Raw genomic sequence first — 24,489 nt, forward strand, 5'->3', positions numbered from 1 at the left:
TGTTAAACTTAATTTGATACATTAGAAACAAATTCCCCAAACTTCTTCCCTGGATTTTCATCTTTCATAAAATATTCGCCCATCAAAAATCCATCAAAGCCTTTTTCTTTTAGGAATCTGAAATCTTCCTCGTTATAAATCCCGCTTTCTGCAATGGATAAAATATCTTTCGGAAGTTGGTTTTTCAAATTGACAGAATGTTGCAAATCAACTTTGAAATCTTTTAAATTTCTGTTGTTGATGCCGACAAAATCGACATTTTTATTAATGTGTACAAGTTCCTCTTCTGAATGGATTTCCAACAAAACTTCGAGTTTCAATTGATTAGCCAGTTCTGTAAATTCCGAAACCTGAGTTGGAGAAAGACAAGATGCAATTAACAGAATCACATCCGCTCCAATAGCTTTTGCTTCGTAGAATTGATATTCATCGACCATAAAATCTTTTCTCAAAATTGGAATGTTGATGTGATTTCGAACGCTCAAAATATCTTCGAAACTTCCACCGAAAAAATCTTTATCTGTCAAAATCGAAACGGCGCTTGCTCCGAATTTTTCGTATTGAGAAACGACTTCCAATGGCGAAACTTTATCATTGATGATTCCTTTGCTTGGCGATTGTCTTTTGAACTCGGTGATGATTCCGGATTTGGATTTTAAGGTTTCCTTTAGCGAAAAAGTTTTCCTTCCAAAAAACTCTGAATCTTTCAGTTGTTCCAGAGAAATTTTGGATTTTGAATCTGCAACTTCCTGTTTTTTTCTTTCTATGATTTTATCGAGAATGTTCATTCTTTCTAAATATATTGTTTAAGTGTTTTAAATTTTGTTTTCAACAAATTACAATTTCAAATCTAGCCACTTTTTATTCCCAGTTCTTTCGACGGTTTCTTTGAGTGTACTTTGGATTGTATGTCCATAAAAATCTGTAACATCTGTTCCTGCTCCATTTTTTAAAAGTAATACTGCAATATCGTAATGATTATATTGAATGGCTTTTAGAAGAGGCGTTTGCTTATCATCATTCGTTTTGTTAACATCCGCGCCTTTTTGTATTAATAAGTTGACAGCGTTATAATTCTTTTCATTCCAAACTGCCTCCATCAATGCTGTATCACCATTGTCTTTCTGAATGTTGACATCCGCACCATTTTCCACAAGGTATTTTGTTATTTCGAAGTTGGTTTCCCAAACTGCCTCAGAGAGTGGGGAAATACCTCCACCACCGTCTCTTTTTTGGTTGACGTTGGCTCCTTTTTCTACCAGAAATTTCACTTTTTCTATGCAGTTTGATGAAACAGCTTCTATCAGTGGTGTTCTTCCATATTTGTTGGTGGGATTTATTTTTGCTCCTTTTTCAATTAAAAACTCCATAAGTTCTGTTGAACACGAATTTTTTCCTGAAGCACAAGAAAGTGGAGTTGTCCCGCTTTTGGAAACCGAATTTACATTTCCTCCCTTGCTAACAATCATTTTTGCAATGTCGGAAAAATCTCTTCTGCAAGCCATCATCAAAGCGTTTTCCCCGTCTTTCGGATTGATATAATTGACATTCGCACCTTTACCAATGATTGTTGAAATCACTTCCTCAGAAATGGTTTCACTGTACAAAGCATCTAACAGTACGCTTCTCCCTGTTTCTGTGCTGGAAGAATTGACGTCTATATTTTGTTCCAATAATTTTTGCACAACATCATTCCATTCATAAGCTATTGCCCATTGCAAGGTGGAAGTTCCATCTGAATCCTTGCTATCAATTGTTGCATTCGCGCCTTTTTCCAATAGAAATTTTGCCATTTCTTCGCTTCTGTTGGCACACGCTAAAAAAAGTGCAGTATGGCCAGCTTTGTTTTGAAGATTGATGTCTGCCTTGTTTTCAAGTAACAATTCTGCAATTTTTTCCTGATTGTAAAAAGTTGCTACCATCAGCATTGTCCATTCTTTATTGGAAAAATCATCTGCGTTTTTCCGACGTCCACCTCTGAAAAAACCTTCGAATTTGGAATCGACATCAACTCCTTTTTTTAATAAATCCGGAATGCCTTTAACATCTCCATTTTTAATGATTTCTATTATTTTTTCGCTCTCGGCTTTCGGGAGTTCCACAATTTTTTGGTGAATTTCTGTGGCTGGAATTGTCTTTTTCTCAGCCGTTTTGTCTTTGCAGGATGGGAATGCTTGAGCTAGAATTAAAAATAGGAGTAGTTTTCTCATTTGTGTTTTATTAAATTCTACATTTTTAATTTTCAATTAATTTCTTCAAACAATTTAACGCTTTTCCGCTTTCCAAACTGTCTTTAGCAAGTGCAAGACAATTATCATAATCACCGTATTTTTCAGTGTTCAGAAGAGCGATTGACGCATTTGCCAGAACTACAGAATTCTGTTCATCAGTTCCTTTACCTTCTAGAATATTGATGAAAATCTTGGCAGATTCTTCTTTTGTATGACCTCCAAAAATACTTTCAGGTTCGATGTTTTTGAATTTCAAATCTTCCGCTGAAAAGATTTTTTCACCCGACTTATTGAAGATTTTTGTGTCGCCCGTCAATGAAATCTCGTCATAACCATCCAAAGCGTGAACCAGCATAAATTCACTTTTCTGCTGTTGCAAAAGGTATTGATAAACTCTAGCAATCTCCAGATTCGCAACGCCAATCATCGAATATTTTGGTTTCGCAGGATTTACCAACGGGCCAAGAATATTGAAAAAAGTCTTCAATCCCAATTGTTTTCTCAATGGCGCAACGGATTTCAAAGCCGGATGAAAAAGTGGTGCGTGGATGAAACAGATGTTTCCTTTTTCCAAATCGGCTTTCAAATCTTCAGAATTATCTTTGAATTGATATCCCAACTCTTCCAAGACATTGGAAGAACCGGAAATTGAAGACGCGCCATAATTCCCTTGTTTGGCCACTTTTTGTCCAGTTCCGGCAACGATGAAACTCGCTAAAGTGGAAATGTTAAAAGTATTTTTTCCATCACCACCAGTTCCGACGATGTCAACCAAATCGTTAGTTCCCAAATCGATAGGTTTTGCCAACTGAAGTAAAGCCTCACGGAAACCAGTGAGTTCTTCGAGCGTAATGCTTCGCATCAAGAAAACGGTGATGAAAGAAATGACCTCGCTTTCATTGAATTTATTTTGTGAAATCTCAGTCAAAATCGCCTTGGCTTCGGCTCTTGTCAAAGTTTGATGGTTGAAGAGATATTGTAATATTTGTTTCATAATTTTTAGTCCGAAGTCAGAGGTCTGAAGTCGGAAGTTTTTGCGTTATATTTTTTCTTCGGACTTCGTACCTCCAGCTTCCAGCTTTAAGAAATTCTCTAAAATCTTTCTTCCGTCAGGTGTCAAGATGCTTTCCGGATGATATTGTACGGCGTGAACATCGTAGGTTTTGTGTTTCAAACTCATAATCATTCCGTTTTTGTCGACGCTTGTGATTTCGAGTTCAGCAGGGAAGTCATCAGGATTCACCGCCCAGGAATGGTATCTGCCAACTTCCAAAGTTTCTGGTAAACTGTTGAAAATAATATGCGCATTTGTCTGAATAGATTCTGTCGCAATGCCGTGATAGATTTCAGAAAGGTTAATCAAACTTCCACCAAAAGCTTCCGCAATCGCCTGTTGACCGAGGCAAACCCCAAAAATCGATTTTGTGGGCGCATATTTTTTGATTAATTCCAATAAGATTCCTGCCTCTTCCGGAATTCCAGGACCGGGAGAAAGGATGATTTTGTCGTATTTGTCGATGTCTTCCAAGGCAATTTTATCGTTGCGGAAAACGTCGACTTCTTCACCAACGATTTGTTCTATGATTTGAACGAGATTGTAAGTGAAACTATCGTAATTGTCAAACACTAATATTTTCATAATTTCTCTGCTTTTAAAACGGCTTTCTTCAAAGCTCCTAATTTGTTGTTCACTTCCTGCAATTCACTTTCGGCAACGGATTTGGCTGTGATTCCAGCGCCGGCTTGATAAAATAATGTATTGTTTTTGCTAAGGAAAGTCCGAATCATAATCGCCTGATTACAGCTTCCGTCAAAACCTACAAAACCGATACAGCCTGCGTAATAACTTCGGGAAGTTTTCTCGTGTTCATCAATGAGTTGCATCGCACGATATTTTGGTGCGCCACTCAAAGTGCCTTGTGGGAAAGTGGTCGCAATCATTTCGTAAGGGTTTTGATTTTCTTTCACATCGGCAACCACTTCAGAAACCATATGGATGACGTGGGAAAAGAAATGAATTTCCTTTAGTTTTGAAACCGCTGTATTTTTCCCGTGAATGCTCAAGTCATTTCGTGCCAAGTCAACCAACATCGTATGTTCCGCATTTTCTTTCGGGTCTTTTTTGAGTTCTTCTGCGGATTCCAAATCTTTTTCAATGTTTCCGGTTCGTTTGAAAGTTCCGGCAATCGGATGAATGATGGCTTTTCCGTTTTTGATAATCAACTGACTTTCCGGACTTGAACCAATCAATTTATAATCTCCATAATCGAAGAAAAATAGGTAAGGTGAAGGATTTATATTCCTCAAAGCCCTATAAACATTGAACTCGTCGCCTTGGAACTTCTGTTCAAATCGTCTGCTGAGAACCAACTGAAAAACGTCGCCACGGAAACAATGTTTCTTTGCAAATTCTACCGATTCCAGAAATTCTTCATCTTTTAAATTAGAAGTTTCTTCTGCCGTGATTTCAAATGGAAACACGGGTGCATTTTTTTGATTAATGAAATTCTTGATGGTTGACATTTCCGATTTTAAGCCATCAATTTTATTCTCAATTAAGAACATTTCGTCGTTGTGATGGTTAATGGCGATGACATATTGATACAATCTGTAACGCATCAACGGAATTTTATTTTCCTCAGAAAGCTCCTTGAATTTTATGTTTTCAAAGAAAGGAATCGCATCGTAACTCGTGTATCCAAAAAATCCCTGCGCACTTTTCCCAATCTCGTGGTTTGGTTTTTCGCATTCGAAAGTATTGGAAAATTCCTGAAGCAAATCGGATAATTTTTCATTCTCCAACTGGATTTTTTCTGGATTTTCCAATGGGAATTTGAATTCAGCTTCGTGATAATCTCTGATTTCAATTCCTGCAATGGCGTTTACACAAATAAACGAAAACGAATTTTCCGAGTTTTGGTTTCCTGCATTTTCCAAGAGGATTGTATCACGAAAGTTATCACGAAGTCGCAGGTAAATTCCGATTGGCGTGAAAAGGTCTGCCAATTGGGATTTTACGGTGGTTTTTATTTTTATGGTTTTACTGAATTTCATCAGATTAATTTTAGAATTTAAATAAAAAAAGACTTCAACAAAAAATGTCGAAGTCTTATTATGATTGAGTTATAGTTAGTTCAGAATTTAGAACACCGATAAGCCTTTCAGACCCGACAAAGAGTTAGAAAGCCACCACCAGATATTGTACATTGTTTTCATTGGGACAAATTTAGAAATGATTTTTAATTCTGCAACTATTTTATTGAAAAAATTCTAAACTAATTTTTATAACTATTTTACCACTTTTTGCGAAGTAACCGATTTGTTGGTTTCGATTTTCAACAAATAAGTTCCTTTTTGATAATTTCTAAAATCAACTTTATCGTGATTTCCTTCAATGGTTTTCAGTAATTTTCCATCAAGAGAATAGACTTGAACCGATTTAATGGTGTCATCCGTTTTGATAGTCAATTGGTCAACAACCGGGTTTGGATAGATTTTGACTGAAGTTTTATTGACATCATTAACAGCCAAAGTAGTCTTCGTGAAAGTAACATTATCAACTCTTAAAGATGTAGTGGTCACAACTGGTGCTGTCGTGTTTCCAAATCCAAAATAATAAACATTGTCAGAATTTGCTTTGTAGGTTTTTGTAAATTCTGTGTAGGTATTGGTAGAAATTATATCCGAACTCAAAGTTTCTATAATGTCATTTTTATCCTGACTGTTTGCCACTGCAAATTTCAGAGTTGCCGGACTTGCATCAGCACTTCCGATTGCGGAATAATATTTTACAGTTACCGTTTCATCCTTTTTCAAGTAGATAGGATAGGAAAAGATCCAGTCGTTCTTTGCAGTTGTTTTGCTTGTGTTGTTAAAAACATATCCTGTTCCGTTTTGAGCAGCAGTTTCACTTTCGCCATTCAGCCAGGTTGTAGATGCCCATCCGTCAGAGTCATATTCGCCAAAATTCTCTACAGTTTTTTCGAAATTGTATGCGTAAGGTAATTCTGATGGTGTCCAAACCGATTTTGGTCCAGCCCAACCAGATCCGCAATCTGCATTTTTCAGGAAGAACTGGTATCTTTTTCCAGACTGAAGATTGTCAAAATTCTTAGTTGTTGCAGAAGTTATTCCTTTTGAAGAAACAGAAGTTTCAAAAGTTGTCAATCCTGTATCATAATCTGAAATTCCAGAAGTTGCTGACCAGTTGATAGTTACAGAATTCGGTTTCAAATTGGAAGTTGAAAATCCATCTACTGAAGGCATCAAACAATTTGCAGATTGGCTGATGTATAAATCATCTAAAGCCAGGTAAGTCCCGCTGTTTGTGTTGTTTACAAATGCCAAATAGATCGTTTTTCCTTTGTAAGGAGAAAGATCAAGATTATGGCTCGCATAATCAAATGGTTGTTCCGCGTCCATCTGTGTAAGCGTTGTAGTGAAAGATTCCTGGTTGTTATTGGTTTCAGAAACTTTGACAGCATAAGAATCGGTGTATTCGAAATCGTAGGATTTGCCTTTCCAATAAAGGGTTGGATTTCCTTCTTGTGGAATTGTAATAGCTGGCGTAATCAACCAATCATTCGCTTGTCCTTCAGGATCATAATACGATGTGCTGAAGGCGATTTTATTGTCATAACCGTCATAAAATTTGATCCAGGCTTCTGTATTGAAATCTTGAACCTGACCCCATTCCGGAACCTGTAAACCGTCTGCATTAATCGTTTTGAATTGGGACAAAGGTGTCCCGTTGTTGTTTTCGAATCCTGCATTGAAAACCTGTGCATTGATATTGACCACTAATGACAAGGCCAATAAACTGATAATTTTTTTATTCAATTGAATATATTTTTAATTTCCAGCAAAATTAAATATTGATATCCGTATTGAATCATTCAGATTGTTAAATCTGATTCAATTTATAATGATTATGGATTGTTATTTTTTAATTATAAATAATTTAATCTAAAGAAATGGTTTCATCTCGTCCTCTATGTCACGACGGAGATTCATTAGTTTGATGGCGTATTCCTGCATTTGAATTTCCTGCTCGGTGGTTGGCGTCCATTTTGGAACTTGCACGGATTTTCCTTTTTCGTCAACGGCAACGAAAACGATGATGCAGTGCGTTTTCTTCTCGAAGGTTTTTTCTTTGATATTTCTGGAATAAACATCGATGGCGATGTGCATACTGGAAGTTCCGGTGTAAATCACGTGAGATTCCAATTTCACAATTTCACCAATTTTAATAGGTTGATAAAACCGGATTCCGCCAACGTAAACAGTGACACAATAACTTGACGACCAATTGCTTGCACAGGCGTAGCCGACTTGGTCTATCCATTTCATCACGCTTCCGCCGTGGACATTGCCTCCGAAATTGACGTCTGTAGGTTCTGAGATAAACTGGAAAGTAATTGGTTTGTTGTCCATTTTTTTTGATAATTAAATTCAAATGTAAGGTTTTTTGAAGGGATTTTGGAAATTCATATGACTACACATTCTATTTGATTTTTGTTTGCCCCGGCCCTAAAGGGAGCAAAAATAAATTAGAACTTATGGCAAAATTATTTCTTTTAGTTTCGGGGGAAAATAATTTTGATTAGAAATGGAAACTTCGATGTTGATGACAAAACTTGTTTGGACGATGAATCTGCAACCCGGCCTGAACGGAGCTCTTTTTTGTCATTGCGATTGTTGACTGGTTATACTGAATGTCTAGCGCCGTTCGCAATGGCAAAAAAAGCGGGAGTGGAGGACGGATAAGTTGCCCAAAATATGAAACTTAAATCCTTAACGAACGTTAAAGTTCTGGATGTAAATGGCAGAGGATGAGACCTTGCGTCGGGGCGTAATATAAGATATCTAAACGACATAGCCAAGATGTGGAAAATAAAACGTATTTTTGCAAAATGAAAAAAGTATTTTATCTTAAAACTTGCGATACCTGTAGAAAAATATTAGGACAATATGACACTAGAGATTGGGAGCTTCGCGAAATCAAAATCAACCCTATTACTGAGGAAGAAATTGAAGATATGTACAAATTGGCTGGTTCTTATGAAGCCCTTTTCAATAAGAAATCGAATCAGATAAAACTGCAGGAGCTTGACCCAAAGACCCTACAGGAGAAAGATTACAAAGAATTGCTACTGGACCACTACACGTTTTTGAAACGTCCAGTGTTCCTTACCGAAGACGAAATCTTCGTGGGTAGCGACAAAATAAATCTTGGTAAATTAAAAGATTATTTCCTTTCTAAGAAAGAAAATTAAGCAATAAAATTTGTACAGTAAATCAATCCGGAGCGTCATCGTTTCGGATTTTTTGGTAACCACAAAAGTCACAAAAGTAAAAAGCTTTCTTTATGTTTATCAAAAGTTTTAAAAAGATAATGTCATCTATATATTAGCTTTTTGCTCTTCGAAAGAATTTCATTTTTTTAATTTTCTTTTGTGGCTTTTGACTTCGTCGAATCTTCGATTTGTGGTTCAAAGATTTATCCAAAAAGAAATTTAGTCGTAATTTCACACAATGAAACGTTCCGGGACTGCAGATTTGCCTTTACATTACGGTCAGGTTCCGCCTTGGCTTTATGAACGGATGTCGAAACTTGGACTTGCTATTGTGGAAGTGATTCTCGCTGATTATGGCAAAGATGAAGTTCTGCGACGATTGGCAGACCCTTTTTGGTTTCAGAGTTTTGGGGCGGTGATGGGAATGGACTGGCATTCGTCCGGCATCACGACATCTGTGATGGGCGCTTTGAAACGTTCCATCAATCCGAATTCCAAATCGCTGGGAATCTACATCGCTGGCGGAAAAGGAAGATTCTCCAAAGAAACGCCGAACGAACTTCTGAAAATTGCAGATTCCACCGGACTTGACGGCACGGAACTCGTGCGATGCAGTAAACTTTCTGCGAAGGTTGATAACACAGCTATCCAGGATGGTTATCAGCTTTATCTTCATAATTTTATTTTGTCGGACCAGGGGAATTGGGCGGTTGTTCAGCAAGGAATGCACGATTCTGATGGAACGGCGAGACGTTATCACTGGCTATCTGAGAATGTCAGTTCTTTTGTGAATGAGCCTCATACGGGAATTTCCGGTGTCAATCGTGGCAATATTCTTAATCTGACCTCTGCTCAAGCGGAACAAAGCAGAAATGGGATTGTGGACATCACAAAAACCGATTCCGAGAAATGGATGCAGGATTTCCAACGCTTGATTCTGCCTGCGCATCACGAAGTTTTTGCCAGTGATGTGGATATGAAAAAGCTGGGCAATATTCTTTGGCTGGCGAGGGAAAATCAACCTGAGAATTTTGAGGAACTGCTGATGCTGAAAGGCGTTGGTCCCAGAACGATGCAGTCTCTGGCGCTTGTGAGTGAGGTGATTCACGGAGCGCCGTCGAGATTTACAGACCCTGCGCGGTTTTCGTTTGCGCACGGCGGGAAAGACGGTCATCCGTTTCCTGTGCCTACCAAAACCTACGACGAAACCATTTCTATCCTAAGAACCGGCATCGAGAAATCTAAGTTGGGAAACACCGATAAGAGCCAAGCCATCAAAAAACTTCACGAAATTGCTTTGAGAACGGAAGCGAACTTCACGCCGGATTTTAACCTTGAAGAAGTGATAGAAGAGGAGCGACAAAACTCGTGGCGGTTTGGTGGGAAAACTGTTTTTGGTGATGCGAAGCCGGGGAAGAATAATGGTATTCAGTTGAGTTTGTTTTAGTTTTATTTTTGGAGTTGTCTTTTTGCGTTTTGATTGTGAAGTATTGTAGTTGTTAAGTGTAAGATTTATTAATTTCGTATTGAATATTTTCTTAAGTTAGTTAATCTATTTACTAATAGATAAATTACAAAAAAAATATGCTACCAACTAACGAACAAATTTTAGAAGCAATTAATAAATCTGGTTATTTATTTGAACAAGAAGTTGGGACAATAATCGAAAACCAAAATTTTCATATACAAACAAACTCTGCTTTCAAAGACTTAGATGAAAATAAATCTAGGGAAATTGATGTGGTTGGATTTAAAAGATTTGTTTATGACAAAGAATTGAAAATTTCAATTGATGTAAGAATTTTATGTGAATGTAAAAATAATACTAATCCTTTTGTGTTCATCTCAAGAAAAAAAAATGAATTTGATAAAAATTATTCTCCTCCAAATTTTTTATTTCCTAAGGATGATTATCACGAACCAATACCAAATGAACCGAATTCTTATTATGTTAGGAATGGTTTTATGTTTTATAAAATTAATGAGATATTTCCCTATACTAAAAGTGAAACAAAGAGCGTACAGTTTTGTAAATTAATACCAAAAGGAAAAGAGTGGAATGCTCATCATGAGCAAATTTATGATTCTATATTGTTACCAATTACAAAATGTTTAGAATATTTCAAGAAAAAAGATAAAAAGTCGAATTCTTACGATGGGCAAAATTTTATAATTTATTTTCCAATTGTTGTTGTGAATTCAAAAATATATAATATAAATTCATCAGATCCTAATTATGAGGTAAAAGAAGTAGACTACATTTCTTTTACCAGAGAAATCGAATCTGAAAAACAAAAAAATAAATATTTGATTGACTTTGTAAATAAGGATAGTTTAAATCTTTATATAGAAAATAATATAAAATCCTTTATCAATTTACTTACAGAGAGACTAAAGTAAATAAATGTCCGATAAAATTATGGCAATATATTAAGGATTATCTTATGGAAAACATTTTCGGAATTTGATTCTTAAGTTTATTAATTAATATAATAGTAATCCCTATAAATGAAACATCAACTTGCTCCGCTTGAAAACGAGAAACTTTTTGAAGATTTAATTTGCGATTTATTCAATTTAGAATATAAAGGAATTACATTTAAAAAATTTGGAAAACAAGGTCACAATCAAAAAGGTATTGATATTTTTTCTACCGAATTTGATATTGCAATTCAATGTAAAAAAAAGGATTTATCTCGAAAACCATCAGTTATTAAGAAAGAGTTATTTGATGATATAATTACTGAAGTTGGTAAAACTCAGTCTCAAAATCTCAAGATTAAAATAAATAAATTATTTATTGCTACTACTTTTGAAGAACATCCAGATTTCGATGAATTTTGTGAAGAAATAAAAGAGCAAAATGATTGTAATTTTGAAGTATTATTTTGGGGATGGAATACAATACAAGAAAAAGTTTTAAATCATATAGAATTAATTCAAAAATATTATCCAAAATTTATAGTAAATATAGAAAGCAGTGAAGAAAGATTTCTAAAAATTCAAGAACTTAAAAAACGCGTAAAATCAGATTTTGCACCTTGGATTAACTATTCATTGGAAAATAGAAGATTTAATTCTAGAATGCTACTAAGAAATTTTAACGATACAAGCTATCCAAATCATAATGAACCCAATGATTTTAACGAATATAATTGGTTTAAGGCCGAACTTCATAGGTCATATCATCAAGGTTTAGAATTTATTATAGGAGTTCATGATATAGTTTCATTAGATGATGGAAAATGGCGATTTCTAAAACACAAAGAAGCCTGTTCAGAGTTTTATAGAGTTTTTACTATTGGTAAAATAAATTATACAGAAATAGTTGATTATGATATTGATGGGGATGAATATGATGTTTGTCCTCATATATTTTGTAAATTTATTTATCAGGGAACTCCTTTTGAAAAAATATATTATGAAGATGTTGACAGAGTGTACAATCAATTTGAAAAACAAAATCAGGTAGAATAAATGTATTTAAAACAAAACCCTCCGAAAAAATTCAGAGGGTTTATTATTTCAATCAAATTGATAATCTAGTAAGAACCTTTCGCAATAAAATGAGATGCAATTTTCTCAGTCAAAGCAATTGGATTTGGCGTGTTCACGTATTTTGTGAAACGTCTTAGTCCGGCCAACATCATTCTTTGCTCGTCGCCTTCGGAGAAAGAGACGATGCCTTCTTTGGCGTTGGTGGCGATGATGTCAACGGCTTTGTAAAGATTCAGTCTTGCCATTGATGCTTCTACAGAACCGGTGTCGAAATGTTTCTCCGCTCTCAGGATGGCAGATTCTGCCATATAGATTTGGTTCAGGATTTCGGAAGCGTTCAGGAGAAGATGCTGTTGTTTCTCGATGTCCATCATATATTTTTGAAGGGCAGAACCGGAAACCATCAGGAAAACTTTCTTCAGATTTTTGATAACTTCTTTTTCCTCAGACATATATTCTGAATAATCCGGAATATCGAAAGACGGGATTCCCATCAATTCTTTCCCTACATTTTTAGCAGGCGTCAAAAGGTCGATTTTCCCTTGCATTGTGCGTTTGATGAGCATTCCCACGGCAAGAAGTCTGTTGATTTCGTTCGTTCCTTCGTAGATTCTGGAAATCCTTGAATCTCTCCAGGCAGATTCCATTGGTGTATCTTCTGAGAAGCCCATTCCACCGAAGATTTGAATCCCTTCATCCGCTGAATGTTGCGCCAAATCCGAAACGAAAACTTTCAAGATAGAACATTCTACTGCGAATTCCTCTACGCCTTTCAATTCCGCTTCTTCGTGGTTCATTCCGCCGGCAACCAATTCCTCGATTTTGTTTTCGACATCTTTTGCACCACGGTAAGAACCAGCCTCACTCACAAAAGCGCCAGTCGCCATCTCCGCCAACTTCTTGCGAATTGCCCCGAAAGTGTTGATAGAAACGCCAAACTGCTTTCTCTCCGTAGAATAAGTCAATGAATGGTTCAGGATTCTTCTTTGCGCATCCAGACAAGCCGCCGCTAATTTGATTCGGCCAACGTTCAAGGCATTAAGAGCGATTTTGAAACCGTTGTTTCTTTCACCCAAAAGATTCTCAACAGGAATTTTCATATCATTGAAGAAAACCTGACGCGTAGATGACGCACGGATTCCCAATTTGTGTTCTTCCTCTCCGAAAGTCAGGCTCTCAGGATTTTCCAATTCTGAACGGTTGATAACGAAGCCGGTGATGTTTTTGTCATCATCAATCTTGGCAAACAATGTGAAAGTGTCTGCAAAACCAGCATTCGAAATCCACATTTTTTGTCCGTTGATGATGTAATGTTTTCCGTCTTCGGAAAGTTTGGCTCTTGTTTTTCCGCTGTTTGCATCGGAACCTGCGTCCGGCTCGGTCAAGCAGTAAGCACCAAATTTAGTTCCCGCCGCTAGGTCCGGAAGGTATTTGTTTTTCAGATATTCGCTTCCGTAAAGTAGGATTGGAAGTGTTCCAATTCCAGTGTGTGCACCATAAGCTGTTGCTAATGAGCCAGTGGTTCCGGAGATGTAATCGCAAGCCAGCATTGTGGTCACGAATCCCATTCCAAGTCCGCCGTAAGCTTCAGGAACAGCGATTCCCAAGAATCCCATTTCTCCGATTTTACGCATCACTTCTTCCGTGTAGGCGTAATCTTTTTTCTCGAAGCGTTCTTTGTTCGGAACCACTTCTTTATCTATGAATTCTTTCGCAGAATCGCGTAGCATTTTTTGTTCTTCGGAAAGTTCTTCGATGCTGAAGATTTCCTGAGCAGTGATGTCCTTTACCAGGAATTCGCCACCGTTTAATGTTTTGGTTTCAGTACTCATTTATATTATTTTTTTTGATTAAAGAATAAAGAGAAAAGATTAAAGACTTACCACTTCAATGTTTTTTGAAAGCCTGAAATCATTCTCTGTAATTCGGTGATTTTATTTTCTATTAATTTAAATTTCGATTGTTCAATATAATTCCTCCTTGAGGAAATAATTACTTGAGTTTGTAATTCATAAAGAGAACCTAGACTGATTTCTAAAAATCGGTTAAAGTCTTTTTGTGAAGTTCTGCTTGAGCCTTCTGCAATATTAGAAGCAACAGAAACTGTACATCTTCTAATTTGAGATTTCAAACCGAATTCTTCATTTTTAGGAAAACTTTCTGTAATTGCATAAATTTCATCTGCTAATTCGATGGATAATTTCCAAATATTCAGATTCTTAAAATTATGCTTCATTATTATAAGTCTTTTCTCTTTATTCTTTTCTCTCCTTGTCTAAAGAAGTTCAAAAACACTCGCCGCACCTTGACCAGTTCCTACGCACATTGTGACAACACCATATTTGCTGTTTCTGCGTTTCATTTCGTCAAGAAGTTGAACGGTCAATTTAGTTCCTGTACAACCTAGTGGATGTCCAAGTGCGATTGCGCCTCCGTTTACGTTGACGATATCTGGATTGATGTTCAGTTCTCTTAAGATTGCAACAGACTGAGAAGCAAACGCTTCATTCAACTCAAACAAATCGATGTCAGATTGTTTAAGACCTGCTTGTTCCAATGCTTTCGGAATGGCGAACATCGGCCCGATTCCCATAATTCTTGGCGGAACGCCGACGGTCGAATAGGAGAGAAGTCTCGCAACTGGCGTTAGATTTAATTCTTTGACCATTCTTTCGGACATTACCATTGTAAAAGCAGCGCCGTCAGAAGTTTGAGAAGAGTTCCCAGCCGTCACAGAACCATTCGCTGCGAAAACTGGACGAAGTTTCGCCAAAGCTTCCACCGATGTGTCAGCTCTCGGACCTTCATCTTTTTTGAAGGCGTATTCTTTGGTTTGGATTTTTTCCTTTTCGTCAAGGAAATTATATGCAACATCAATTGGAACAATCTGGTTTTCAAATTTTCCTTCCTTGATAGCTTTCATTGCTTTCTGGTGCGAGTTATAAGCAAATAGGTCCTGCTCCTCACGACTCACTTTGAATTCGTTGGCAACAGCTTCCGCCGTCAATCCCATTCCCCAATAATAATCGGGATGTTTCTTGGCCAAATCCGTGTCTGGAATTGGTTTGTAACCGCCCATCGGGATGTACGACATACTTTCTGCACCACCAGCGATGATGCATTCTGCCATTCCCGCTTTGATTTTAGCCGCTGCAATCGCAATCGATTCTGAACCTGAGGCGCAATATCTGTTCACTGTAAGACCTGGAACTTTGTCAGTGTCTAGTCCCATTAATGAAATCAGTCTCGCGACGTTAAGGCCTTGTTCTGCTTCCGGCATTGCACAACCGACAATCAAATCGTCGATGCGAGCTGGGTCAAGATTTGGAACATCTTTCATCAGATGTTGTATCACAGTTGCCGCCATATCATCTGGTCGGGTAAAACGTAAAGAACCTTTCGGCGCTTTACCAACTGCTGTTCTGTATCCTGTTACTATATATGCTTCCATTGTTTTTGTTGTATTTACGTATTAATGTAAAATGTATTTATGATTTTAAAATGTTTGAGTATTAAATTTCTGCTTCAATTTTACTAACATATTTTGGATGTGTTTGATTTCAGAGTAGATGTTATTAAAATCATCATTTTTAAAGTATCCCAAATCATTAGTAATTAATATTTGAGTTTCAAATTCGAATGATGAGCCTAAAGCTATATTCAGAAAATGCGAAAATTGAGCATTTGAATCACGACCAGCGCCTTCAGCAATGTTAGACGGAATTGAAATTAAACTTCTTCTTGCTTGAGAAGTTAATCCGAACAATTCATCTTTTGGAAAATTGTTAGAAGCCAAGTAAAATACTTTACAAAGTTTCATCGATTTTGTCCAAACTTCTAAATCTCTAAAATTGTGCATCGTTAATACATTAATACTTTTTACATTTTACAAAAAAATCTAATTTCTAAGAGGTTTTCCTGTCGTTAACATCGTCTGAATTCTCTCAAGCGTTTTTCTCTCGCCACAAAGTGAAAGGAATGCTTCTCTTTCCAAATCCAAAAGATATTGTTCGGAAACTTCTGTTGGTTCGGAGAGATTTCCGCCGGTCATTACGTAGCCTATTTTGTTAGCAATCAGTCTGTCGTGTTCTGAGGCGTAACCGCCGGCAACCATTTGGTCTGTTCCAACGTAGAACATTCCCATTGATTCTTTTCCAAGAACTTTTATTTTTTCTGGAACTGGTGGAGTGTAGCCTAATTCGTCCAAAACAATCGCCTGACGTTTTGCTTCCACAATTTGTCGGTCTTTGTTGACAACGATGATATCTTTGTCGGTCAAAATTCCCATTTGCTTGGCTTCGTGCGCAGAAGTTGCCACTTTTGCGGTTGCAATGTTCATAAAGTAATTTCGAAGATGATTGGTTTTAACATCGTCTGGAAGTGCGCCTTTCAAAGCTCTTAAGGCAAACTCTTTCGTTCCGCCACCGCCTGGAATCAAACCAACGCCAACTTCTACAAGTCCGATATAAGTTTCCGCTGCTGCAACAATTTTATCCGAATGCATCGAGAATTCGCAACCGCCACCAAGCGTCATTCCGAACGGTGCCGCGATAACTGGAATTGAGGAATATCTCAATTTCATCGATGTTTGTTGGAATAAGTTAATGGCCATATTCAGTTCGTACCAATCTTGTTCAACTGCCATCATCATTACCATCGCAAGGTTTGCGCCGACTGAGAAATTATCAGATTGGTTTCCAACAACCAAACCTCTGTAATCTTTCTCAGCAATGTCGATGGATTTATTAAGTCCTTCCAAAACGCCTCCGCCAAGAGAATTCATTTTTGAACGGAATTCGAAGTTCAGTATTCCGTCGCCAAGGTCAATTAACGCAGATTCGGAGTTGGACCAGATTGTTTTTTCTTTTCTGATATTATCAAGAATAATGAATGCATCAAGACCTGGAATTGGCTCATAAGTTTTCGTGTTTTGATTGTAGAATAACTGCTTTCCGTTTTCCAATTTATAGAAAGATTCGTTTCCGGAAGACAGCATTTCCTTAACCCAATCAGCAACTTTATAGCCTTCGCTTTCCACCAAATCAATTCCTTTTTGAATTCCTAAGAAATCCCAGTTTTCAAATGGTCCATATTTCCACGCGTAACCGGTTTTCATTGCATCATCGATAGAGTAGAACACATCGGTGATTTCCGGAACTCGCTGAGAAACATAAGCAAAAAGGGAAGCGTAATGTTTTCTAATCAATTCGCCAGCCTTGGTTTGGTCTTGCAACAAAATTGGCAAACGATTTTTCAGACTTCCTGCTTCTTTAGCCGTTTTAACGATTGGAAGTTTTGGCTGTTTCGTCGGTTCGTAACCAAGCGTTTCATAATTGAGAACGAAACGGTTGACATTTCCACCAGCATCTTTTTCTTTATAATAGAATCCTTTTTTAGCTTTATCGCCGAGGAATTTATTTTCAATCAAATGATTTAAAGTCTTGGAATCTTTCAAAGCCTGAACCATTTCGTCGTCTTTCAAATTAGCTTGAAGGCCTTTCGTCACGTTGAAAGCCGTGTCTAATCCTACCAAATCTCCCAATTTGAAAGTTCCGGTTTTTGGACGATTCAATAAATCACCTGTCAAGGAATCAGCTTCCTCAATGGTCAAACCGATTTCCTCGGTCAATTCCATAATTTTCGCCATCGAATAAACACCGATTCTGTTTCCGATAAATCCTGGCGTATCTTTACAAAGAACCGTAGTTTTTCCAAGGAATTTTTCGCCGTAAGACATAAAGAAATCCACAACAGATTTATCAGTTTTCGGACCTGGAATCACTTCGAATAATTTCAAATATCTTGGCGGATTGAAAAAGTGCGTTCCACAAAAATGCTTCTGAAAATCTTCTGACCTTCCTTCTGACATCAGATGAATCGGAATTCCTGATGTGTTGGAAGTTATCAAAGTTCCTGGTTTACGAAGTTTGTCCACTTTCTCGAACATCGATTGTTTGATGTCCAATCTCTCGACAATCACCTCAATCACCCAATCCGAATTTTTGATTTTCTCCAAATCATCTTCGAAGTTTCCAACCGTAATTCTGGAAGCAAACGATTTGTCGTAGATTGGCGAAGGATTGCTTTTCAAAGCGGTGTCAAGATGACCTTGAGCCACGCTGTTTCTCGTTTTCTTGTCGGCATTTTCTGAGTCTTTCGCAGGCATATCCAACATCAATACCTGAATCCCGTTTCCAGCCAAGTGACAGGCAATTCCGGAACCCATCACGCCGGAGCCGAGGACTGTAACGTGTTTTATTTTTCTGTTCATTTATTGAGATTTATTATTGTTTTCTATTATTAAGTTCGTTGGCGATTTTCAGAATATCATTCATCACTTCTTTGAAGACTTCAAACTTTTCCGGCTGAATCCTTTCCACAATTTTCTTATTGAAATTAAGAACAACTTCTTTTGATAAGTTTCTGGAATTGATGCCTTTATCAGTTAATTTGATGATAACTTCACGTTTATCCGTTGTGGTTTTCTCTTTATAAATATAACCGTTATCTTCCAGAAGTTTAATAATTCTAGTTAATGAAGTAGGTTCAATCGCCATTTTAGGACCAAGATTGGTACTTCTTGTTCCTTCTTTTGGATCGATTTTAAGTAATGTAAGTGCCTGAACAGCAGTTGAATTATACAGCGAAGCCTGATCCGAATACATTTTCGAGACCGCTAACCAAGCCGACTTGAGCATCAAGTCAACACTTTCGACTTTTTCTGAGTTTTTCTTTTCCATAACTGACATATTGAAGTGCTTTATACAAATATAAAAAAAATACTATGCATGCATAGTATTTTAGATTTTTAATATTTAAACAATTGATTTACAAACTTTTAAATGCTATGCAAAACTTAATATTTAAAAATTTTAATTCGACATTTAATTCTAATACTCAGTATTAATGAGGTTTTGCAGAGATTGTTTAATTTCAGTCAATGTATGATAATTGTCATAAAAATCATCCGATTTCAACTCCCATTTGTTATTTTTAAACGTCAATTTAAATTTAGTCAAATCTAAAGAGAAGCTTTTTTGAAGGAAAGAAAACATCATTTCCTTTTCCAATTTCGGTGCATCGATTTCGGGCGGATGGAAGTTTTTATTGAATTCTAAAATCTTTGGTGTAATCAATTCCGGATTATCGAGAATGATTTCTTCCGAAATTCCGCTGATAAGTTTTTTGTCTTTCAACCACCAGATTTTATCAGAAAATTCCTTTGCCAATCGCCAATCGTGGGAAGAGAAGAGAATCAGTTTATTCTCATTTTTCGCGAGATTTCTAATCAAAGATAAAATCATCAATTTATTTTCTTCATCCAGATGCGTTGTTGGTTCATCCAAAATAATAAAAGGCGAATTCTGTGCTAAAGCTCTTCCAATAAAGACTTTTTGGAGATTGCCGTCGGATAATTCGGAGAGTTTTTTATCTCGAAATTGTGTCAAGTTTAGTTTATCAATGATGTCATCGATTTCAATTTTATCCTTTTCATTCAATTTAAAATAATAAGGATAATGAATGTATTTTCCCAATGAAATCAAATCGGTAACTGTATAATTATCAGGAATTTCAGCTTTCGAAAAAACGATGGCGATTTGAGAAGCGGTTTCATTTGGATTTAATTTCTGAATCGATTTTCCGTTAATGGAAATTTCGCCACTTAAAAGCTTGTTCTGACCAAGAATAGATTTGATTAAAGTCGTTTTCCCAATCCCGTTATTTCCCATCAAAAGGCAAACTTCGCCCAATTCTAGGGAAGTGTTGATGTCAGAAATTAGTGGCTCTGAATAACCGATTGATGCGTTATTAATTTTTAGAAAACTCATCTTAAGCTTATGGATTTCTTAGATTTAAGATTATCAAAATATTTGGTAATAAAAGAAATATGATAATCGGGGTCAAACATATAAATAACCAAATATATTTTAGTTTTTTTATTTTAATTGCTGTGAAAATAGTTAGCGCTAATGAACTAAACATTGAAACTGGGAACGCAAAAAGTAAATACCAATTATGAGCTGAAGAATAAATCCAATGTTTTTCTTGATTCAGTCTATAGATGTTGGAATATTCCATAAAAGAGAAGCTCAGGATAAATAAGAAAATATTTATAATAATTAATGTTTTATATACTTGAATATTTCTCATTAGTTATTGCTTTTTAATCAACATCAACAAAATCACAGGAATCCCAAAAAACGTCGTAATAATATTAATCGGAAACTGACTCAATTCTGAAATAATTGAGAAAACCTGCATCACAAAAACTCCCAAAACAACATTCAAAATCAATTGGTGCCAAAGCTGAGCGGGATTCCAAAGCATTCTGCAAAAATTCGGAACCACAACGCCAATAAATAAAATCGGACCCAAAAAAGCCGTCACAGAAGCTGATAGAATGGATGAAGCGACAATGATGCTGATTTTCAGTTTCGATTGACTCACTCCAAAACTTTGCGCATAAGCGACTCCAAGAGAATTTCCAATCAAAGGTTTTATGGATTTGAAAGTGAAAAATAAGCCGATAATTATTAAAATGGTTAAGATTGAAATTTGAGAAAAATTAGCTTGATTATTTGCTCCGAAAGTCCATAGAATATAATTTTTCAGACTTTGACTTTCCACATAAAACTGAAGGAATGAAACAATTGCTCCAGCCAAAGCTGAAATCAGAAATCCGAAAATAATGATAAAACTTTTGTCCCGAAAACGATTTGAAAATATTAGCAAAACCATCATCAAAACAACACTTCCAAGAATTGATGACAAACTGATAAAACTATTCTGCAGGAAATCCGCAATCAAAACATCTTGCGAAAAGAAAATGTAAAATGCCACAAACAAACTGGAAACCGACGTGATTCCCAAAACATCCGGGCCAGCCAAAGGATTTTTGAAATACTCCTGCAAAAGAAAACCGCTCGTCGGAATCGCAATTCCAGCCAAAATCATTGCTAAAGCGCGATTGATTCTGAATCCTGCGATTTCAAATTGTTCCGCAGAGTCATTATAAAAATCTGAAAATGAAAGTTTTGCATAACCAATATTCAAATTGATGATGAACGAAATAATGATTCCGACAATGATAAAAAAGCAAAGAACTCCGAATTTATTTTTCAAGATTTATCTTTTAGTTTAATTTTTTCATCATCGATTTTTTCTTAATTATTTTGCAGATAAAAACTGTGTAATTTTCTGATTCAAAGCCTCTTCCGTCATAGAACCCAACGTTTCATCCACTTTATCGCCTTTTTTTATCAATGTAAAAGGAATTGCGCCACCGTCCCAAGTTTTGAAATTTTGTTTGAAAAACTCTGGTTTCAAAAGACTTCCGTCCAATAAGGTTACATTTTTTCTGATGTTAAATTCATCCGCAAAATCACTGACTTCGGTTGCCCAATCGGTTTTGTTGTCAAGACTTACAAACGTGAATTTCACAGGATGACCTTTCAATTCCTCCATCTTTTTGTGGAAAAATGGAATCTCGTGCATGCACGGTCCGCACCAAGTCGCGAAAAAATTGGTCACATACAAAGTGTCAGAATTTTTATTTTGAATGTAAGCCGACATTTTTTCAGGAGAAAACTCCACCAATTCGGCGACGTCGGCTGCGGATTTCGAAGGTTCTACGGTGATGGAATCTTCTTTCGCTTGAGCTTCGGCAACCTTCTCATCGTTCTTTTTACAAGCTAAAAAGCTGATTGACAGGAATAAATATAATATTATCTTTTTCATTTTTTTTTTTTAATTTTAATTTTTTTTACGATTGTAGAGTCATCTAAATAGATGGTTTTATCATCTTTGAATTTTGTAATAAAATAATAAGTATTACTATCAAATGCCGTGATTTCCATCTCGACTTCATCTCCGATTTTAAATCTAGATTTGTCCCTCTTCAAGTCTTTTAGGATAGATTTTATTTTGCAAGGATTACTTGCATCTCTAATAATATCCATTAAGTAATAACTATCTGCCGTCGTGTCCGTTTTTTCTGTTTCTAGTACAACGATATTTTGTTTTTTAAAATTGAAAGGTGATGTAGATGTAAGTTCGATGTTACGATAATCTTTGCATTTATTAACCAAATTTTCATTATCAAAATCGTATTGAAGCATTGGCTTTATAGCTTTTACAATTCTATCGCTCAAAGTCGGAAAATGTACTTTTAACTCTTCATCGGAAAGAATAGACGTATCAATGATTCTCCAATATTTATCGTATTCATCAAAGATTCCAACCATAGAATATTCTCTTACGATTTTACCCTTGGGCGTATCAATCAGCATTACTTTTGTAAAAGCCGATTGGTATTTATCATTGAATTTGATAGGATGACTAAAATCCTTATAATAGATATAAATGAGATTTTCGGCGTTTGATTTTGCCTTTTCCTGGTTACTTTTTATTCTTTTTACTAATCCTTCTTCATCTATTTTCATATTGTAATATAGAAACTTTGCGAACTTTGGAATGTTATTATTAATGTTATCGTTAAGGTAAAGAAATTTCATTTTGTAAACATCTGATTTCAAGATTTCTTCCCGAGACTGAGAGAATAGAAAAGAAGATGTGAGGCATAAAAATAGAATTAGTTTCGTTTTCATAATTTTATTCACAGTTGTTATTTTGATTTTTTCTTACCGTAATTTTCTTTAAATTTGATTCTTGACAATGGAGAATCAATTAACAGTAGCCAACCAACCTCAGTTTCACAGGCTAAAAATAGCTAAAAAACAACAACTGACCAAACAAGCTTTTGCGCTGGAATTAGAGATTCCTGAGGCGTTGAAATCCCAATTTCAATTTCGTGCTGGGCAATATGTGACGCTGAAATATCACTTTGATGAAAAGGAAATCCAGAACGATTATTCCTTTACTTCTGCGCCTTCCGAAGAGAGATTGGCATTGGCCATCAAAATCAATGGTGAAAATAGTTCCACCAAATTCCTTTTTGATAATTACAATATTGGCGACGAAATCTCTGTGAGCGAACCTTTGGGAAGATTTTTCCTTAATTCAAAACCGAATGAGAAACGTACAATTATCGCTTTCGCTTCAGGAATAGGCATTACGCCAATTCTCAGTCACATCAAAAATATTTTGTTTGAGGAAAAAACAACGCGGATTTTCCTTTTTTACGGAAACAAAAGTTACGAAGATATTATTCTGAAAGATGAGTTGGAAAAGCTTCAAATAGAATCTGGCGGAAGATTGGAATGTTTCTATTTCATCTCGCAGGAACCTGTAAAAGATAAATTGTTTCAAGGAAGAATAGATGAGAAAAAAGTCTCGCTTATCATCAACCAAATCCTTCATCTGGACGAGGATGACGAGGAATCAACAATCTGGGACAGCACAGATAAAGTGTTGATTTGTGGTCCAGGCGAAATGATAAAATCTGTCGCAAACGCTTGTTACAACCACGGAATTCCGAAAAAAAACATTCATTTTGAGTTGTTCGAGGCTTACAACGAGGACATCTATCCAACCGAAAAAGAATTTCCTCTCATCGAAAATGTTGAAGTTAAAATCAAATTCAATCACATCGAAAAAGATGGCATTATCTTAAAAAATAACGAACGAAAAATTCTTCAGCAATTGTTGGATTTGGGTTACAAACTGCCTTATTCCTGCAAATCCGGAATCTGTGGAAGTTGTCTTTGCTACCTGAAAAACGGAGAAGTTGATATGACGGAAGATGAATATCTGACCGATAATGAAAAACATCAGGGAAAAATCTTACCTTGTACTGCCATTGCGATGAGCAAGGAAATTTACTTGGATTTTGATATGATTTAATTATGGTTAAGGCGTTTACCAACTTTTTCAAAATAGCTTTCCGGCTTTTGGAATTCGGATTTTTGCTGATGATTTTGGCGAATTTCTGGGTTTACGCGCTTACCAGTGGAAGAACCTATAATAAAATCAGCCAAGTACCGCCGAGAGATTGCGCGTTGGTTTTGGGAACTTCTCCGAAGATGCGTTCTGGTGTTGCCAATCCTTATTTCACGGCGAGGATGGACGCTGTTGGAACGCTTTATCATCACGGAAAAATCAAAAAAATTATTGTCAGTGGAGAGAAAAGTAAAAACTATGATGAGACTCAGGCAATGACCAATTTTTTGGTTTATAATGAAGGTGTTCCGGAAGATATTATCATCAAAGATCCAAAGGGTTTTAATACGCACAAAAGTATTTTGAATTGTAAAAATACATACAAGCAGAAAAACGTAATCATCGTCTCACAAGGCTTTCACAACTTACGAGCATTGTTTTTTGCCAGAAATAACGGGATGAATGCTTTAGGTTTCGACGCTCAGGATGTGACCAAAAACGAAAGCTTTTACCGAAATCACACCCGTGAATTTTTGGCGAGAGATTTGGCCGTTTTCTATTATATTCTTGGGATTTCTCCTGAAGAATAGTTTTCATCAATTATATTCATTCGCTTGAAGATTCTT

General features: G+C 36.2%; 23 protein-coding genes. 6 read left to right on the forward strand and 17 right to left on the reverse strand.

Annotation, left to right across the window (positions count from 1 at the left end; translation table 11 throughout):
- Positions 1 to 8 precede the first annotated feature (8 nt).
- The 7 genes from trpC to LUD75_RS14490 form a co-directional block, all read right to left on the reverse strand.
- Entirely contained in the window at positions 9 to 788 is a 780-nt protein-coding gene (gene trpC, locus LUD75_RS14460; RefSeq protein WP_232706511.1) for an indole-3-glycerol phosphate synthase TrpC, read from the reverse strand.
- Between the two features lie 48 nt (positions 789 to 836).
- Positions 837 to 2,210: an ankyrin repeat domain-containing protein gene (locus LUD75_RS14465; protein WP_232706513.1), complete on the reverse strand. Its 1,374-nt coding sequence runs from the start codon at positions 2,208 to 2,210 to the stop codon at positions 837 to 839.
- Positions 2,211 to 2,235: 25 nt separating this feature from the next.
- Positions 2,236 to 3,225, reverse strand: coding sequence for an anthranilate phosphoribosyltransferase (gene trpD, locus LUD75_RS14470; RefSeq protein ID WP_232706515.1), 990 nt, complete (start codon positions 3,223 to 3,225; stop codon positions 2,236 to 2,238).
- 45 nt (positions 3,226 to 3,270) lie between these two features.
- A complete protein-coding gene (locus LUD75_RS14475) occupies positions 3,271 to 3,870 on the reverse strand; it encodes an aminodeoxychorismate/anthranilate synthase component II (protein ID WP_232706517.1) in 600 nt (199 codons plus the stop codon).
- Positions 3,867 to 5,285 (reverse strand): anthranilate synthase component I family protein, encoded by a 1,419-nt coding sequence (locus LUD75_RS14480; protein WP_232706518.1) that lies wholly within the window; start codon positions 5,283 to 5,285, stop codon positions 3,867 to 3,869. The genes LUD75_RS14475 and LUD75_RS14480 overlap by 4 nt, the downstream gene beginning before the upstream one ends.
- Before the next feature lie 234 nt (positions 5,286 to 5,519).
- Positions 5,520 to 7,070 (reverse strand): choice-of-anchor J domain-containing protein, encoded by a 1,551-nt coding sequence (locus LUD75_RS14485; RefSeq protein WP_232706519.1) that lies wholly within the window; start codon positions 7,068 to 7,070, stop codon positions 5,520 to 5,522.
- 126 nt (positions 7,071 to 7,196) lie between these two features.
- A complete protein-coding gene (locus tag LUD75_RS14490; protein WP_034964587.1) occupies positions 7,197 to 7,664 on the reverse strand; it encodes an acyl-CoA thioesterase in 468 nt (155 codons plus the stop codon).
- Between the two features lie 479 nt (positions 7,665 to 8,143).
- Here LUD75_RS14490 and LUD75_RS14495 point away from each other — a divergent pair, with 479 nt between their 5' ends.
- From LUD75_RS14495 to LUD75_RS14510, 4 genes are all read left to right on the forward strand, one after another.
- Entirely contained in the window at positions 8,144 to 8,506 is a 363-nt protein-coding gene (locus tag LUD75_RS14495; RefSeq protein WP_034964588.1) for an ArsC/Spx/MgsR family protein, read from the forward strand.
- Positions 8,507 to 8,765: 259 nt separating this feature from the next.
- Positions 8,766 to 9,974, forward strand: coding sequence for a DUF763 domain-containing protein (locus tag LUD75_RS14500; RefSeq protein ID WP_232706520.1), 1,209 nt, complete (start codon positions 8,766 to 8,768; stop codon positions 9,972 to 9,974).
- A gap of 137 nt (positions 9,975 to 10,111) precedes the next feature.
- Positions 10,112 to 10,927: a hypothetical protein gene (locus tag LUD75_RS14505; protein WP_232706521.1), complete on the forward strand. Its 816-nt coding sequence runs from the start codon at positions 10,112 to 10,114 to the stop codon at positions 10,925 to 10,927.
- Positions 10,928 to 11,035: 108 nt separating this feature from the next.
- Complete coding sequence (locus tag LUD75_RS14510; protein ID WP_232706522.1) at positions 11,036 to 12,004, forward strand: hypothetical protein; 969 nt, start codon at positions 11,036 to 11,038, stop codon at positions 12,002 to 12,004.
- A 65-nt stretch (positions 12,005 to 12,069) separates the two neighbouring features.
- Here LUD75_RS14510 and LUD75_RS14515 read toward each other — a convergent pair whose 3' ends face one another.
- The 10 genes from LUD75_RS14515 to LUD75_RS14560 all read right to left on the reverse strand — a co-directional run bounded on the left by LUD75_RS14515 (position 12,070) and on the right by LUD75_RS14560 (position 22,632).
- Entirely contained in the window at positions 12,070 to 13,857 is a 1,788-nt protein-coding gene (locus LUD75_RS14515; protein WP_232706523.1) for an acyl-CoA dehydrogenase family protein, read from the reverse strand.
- 47 nt (positions 13,858 to 13,904) lie between these two features.
- Complete coding sequence (locus LUD75_RS14520; RefSeq protein ID WP_232706524.1) at positions 13,905 to 14,261, reverse strand: four helix bundle protein; 357 nt, start codon at positions 14,259 to 14,261, stop codon at positions 13,905 to 13,907.
- A 39-nt stretch (positions 14,262 to 14,300) separates the two neighbouring features.
- Positions 14,301 to 15,476 carry an acetyl-CoA C-acyltransferase gene (locus tag LUD75_RS14525; protein WP_232706525.1) on the reverse strand — a complete coding sequence of 392 codons (1,176 nt, stop codon included), beginning with the start codon at positions 15,474 to 15,476 and terminating at the stop codon, positions 14,301 to 14,303.
- A 45-nt stretch (positions 15,477 to 15,521) separates the two neighbouring features.
- A complete protein-coding gene (locus LUD75_RS14530) occupies positions 15,522 to 15,884 on the reverse strand; it encodes a four helix bundle protein (RefSeq protein ID WP_232706526.1) in 363 nt (120 codons plus the stop codon).
- 39 nt (positions 15,885 to 15,923) lie between these two features.
- A complete protein-coding gene (locus tag LUD75_RS14535) occupies positions 15,924 to 18,296 on the reverse strand; it encodes a 3-hydroxyacyl-CoA dehydrogenase/enoyl-CoA hydratase family protein (protein WP_232706528.1) in 2,373 nt (790 codons plus the stop codon).
- 13 nt (positions 18,297 to 18,309) lie between these two features.
- Positions 18,310 to 18,765, reverse strand: a complete 456-nt coding sequence (locus tag LUD75_RS14540; protein ID WP_232706530.1) for a MarR family transcriptional regulator — start codon at positions 18,763 to 18,765, stop codon at positions 18,310 to 18,312.
- Positions 18,766 to 18,915: 150 nt separating this feature from the next.
- Entirely contained in the window at positions 18,916 to 19,854 is a 939-nt protein-coding gene (locus tag LUD75_RS14545) for an ABC transporter ATP-binding protein (protein WP_232706532.1), read from the reverse strand.
- A gap of 325 nt (positions 19,855 to 20,179) precedes the next feature.
- A complete protein-coding gene (locus LUD75_RS14550) occupies positions 20,180 to 21,151 on the reverse strand; it encodes an iron ABC transporter permease (protein WP_232706632.1) in 972 nt (323 codons plus the stop codon).
- Between the two features lie 42 nt (positions 21,152 to 21,193).
- Positions 21,194 to 21,763, reverse strand: a complete 570-nt coding sequence (locus tag LUD75_RS14555) for a TlpA disulfide reductase family protein (protein ID WP_232706534.1) — start codon at positions 21,761 to 21,763, stop codon at positions 21,194 to 21,196.
- Positions 21,760 to 22,632 carry a hypothetical protein gene (locus LUD75_RS14560; protein ID WP_232706536.1) on the reverse strand — a complete coding sequence of 291 codons (873 nt, stop codon included), beginning with the start codon at positions 22,630 to 22,632 and terminating at the stop codon, positions 21,760 to 21,762. Before LUD75_RS14560 ends, LUD75_RS14555 begins: the two co-directional genes overlap by 4 nt.
- Positions 22,633 to 22,699: 67 nt before the next feature.
- Between LUD75_RS14560 and LUD75_RS14565 the strand changes: the two genes are divergently transcribed.
- On the forward strand, positions 22,700 to 23,827 hold the full coding sequence (locus LUD75_RS14565; protein WP_232706537.1) for a ferredoxin--NADP reductase: 1,128 nt from the start codon (positions 22,700 to 22,702) through the stop codon (positions 23,825 to 23,827).
- A 68-nt stretch (positions 23,828 to 23,895) separates the two neighbouring features.
- On the forward strand, positions 23,896 to 24,453 hold the full coding sequence (locus tag LUD75_RS14570) for an ElyC/SanA/YdcF family protein (protein ID WP_232706633.1): 558 nt from the start codon (positions 23,896 to 23,898) through the stop codon (positions 24,451 to 24,453).
- The last annotated feature ends 36 nt before the right edge of the window (positions 24,454 to 24,489 follow it).

It is taken from the genome of Epilithonimonas sp. JDS, from assembly GCF_021261315.1.
Classification (GTDB): Bacteria; Bacteroidota; Bacteroidia; order Flavobacteriales; family Weeksellaceae; genus Epilithonimonas.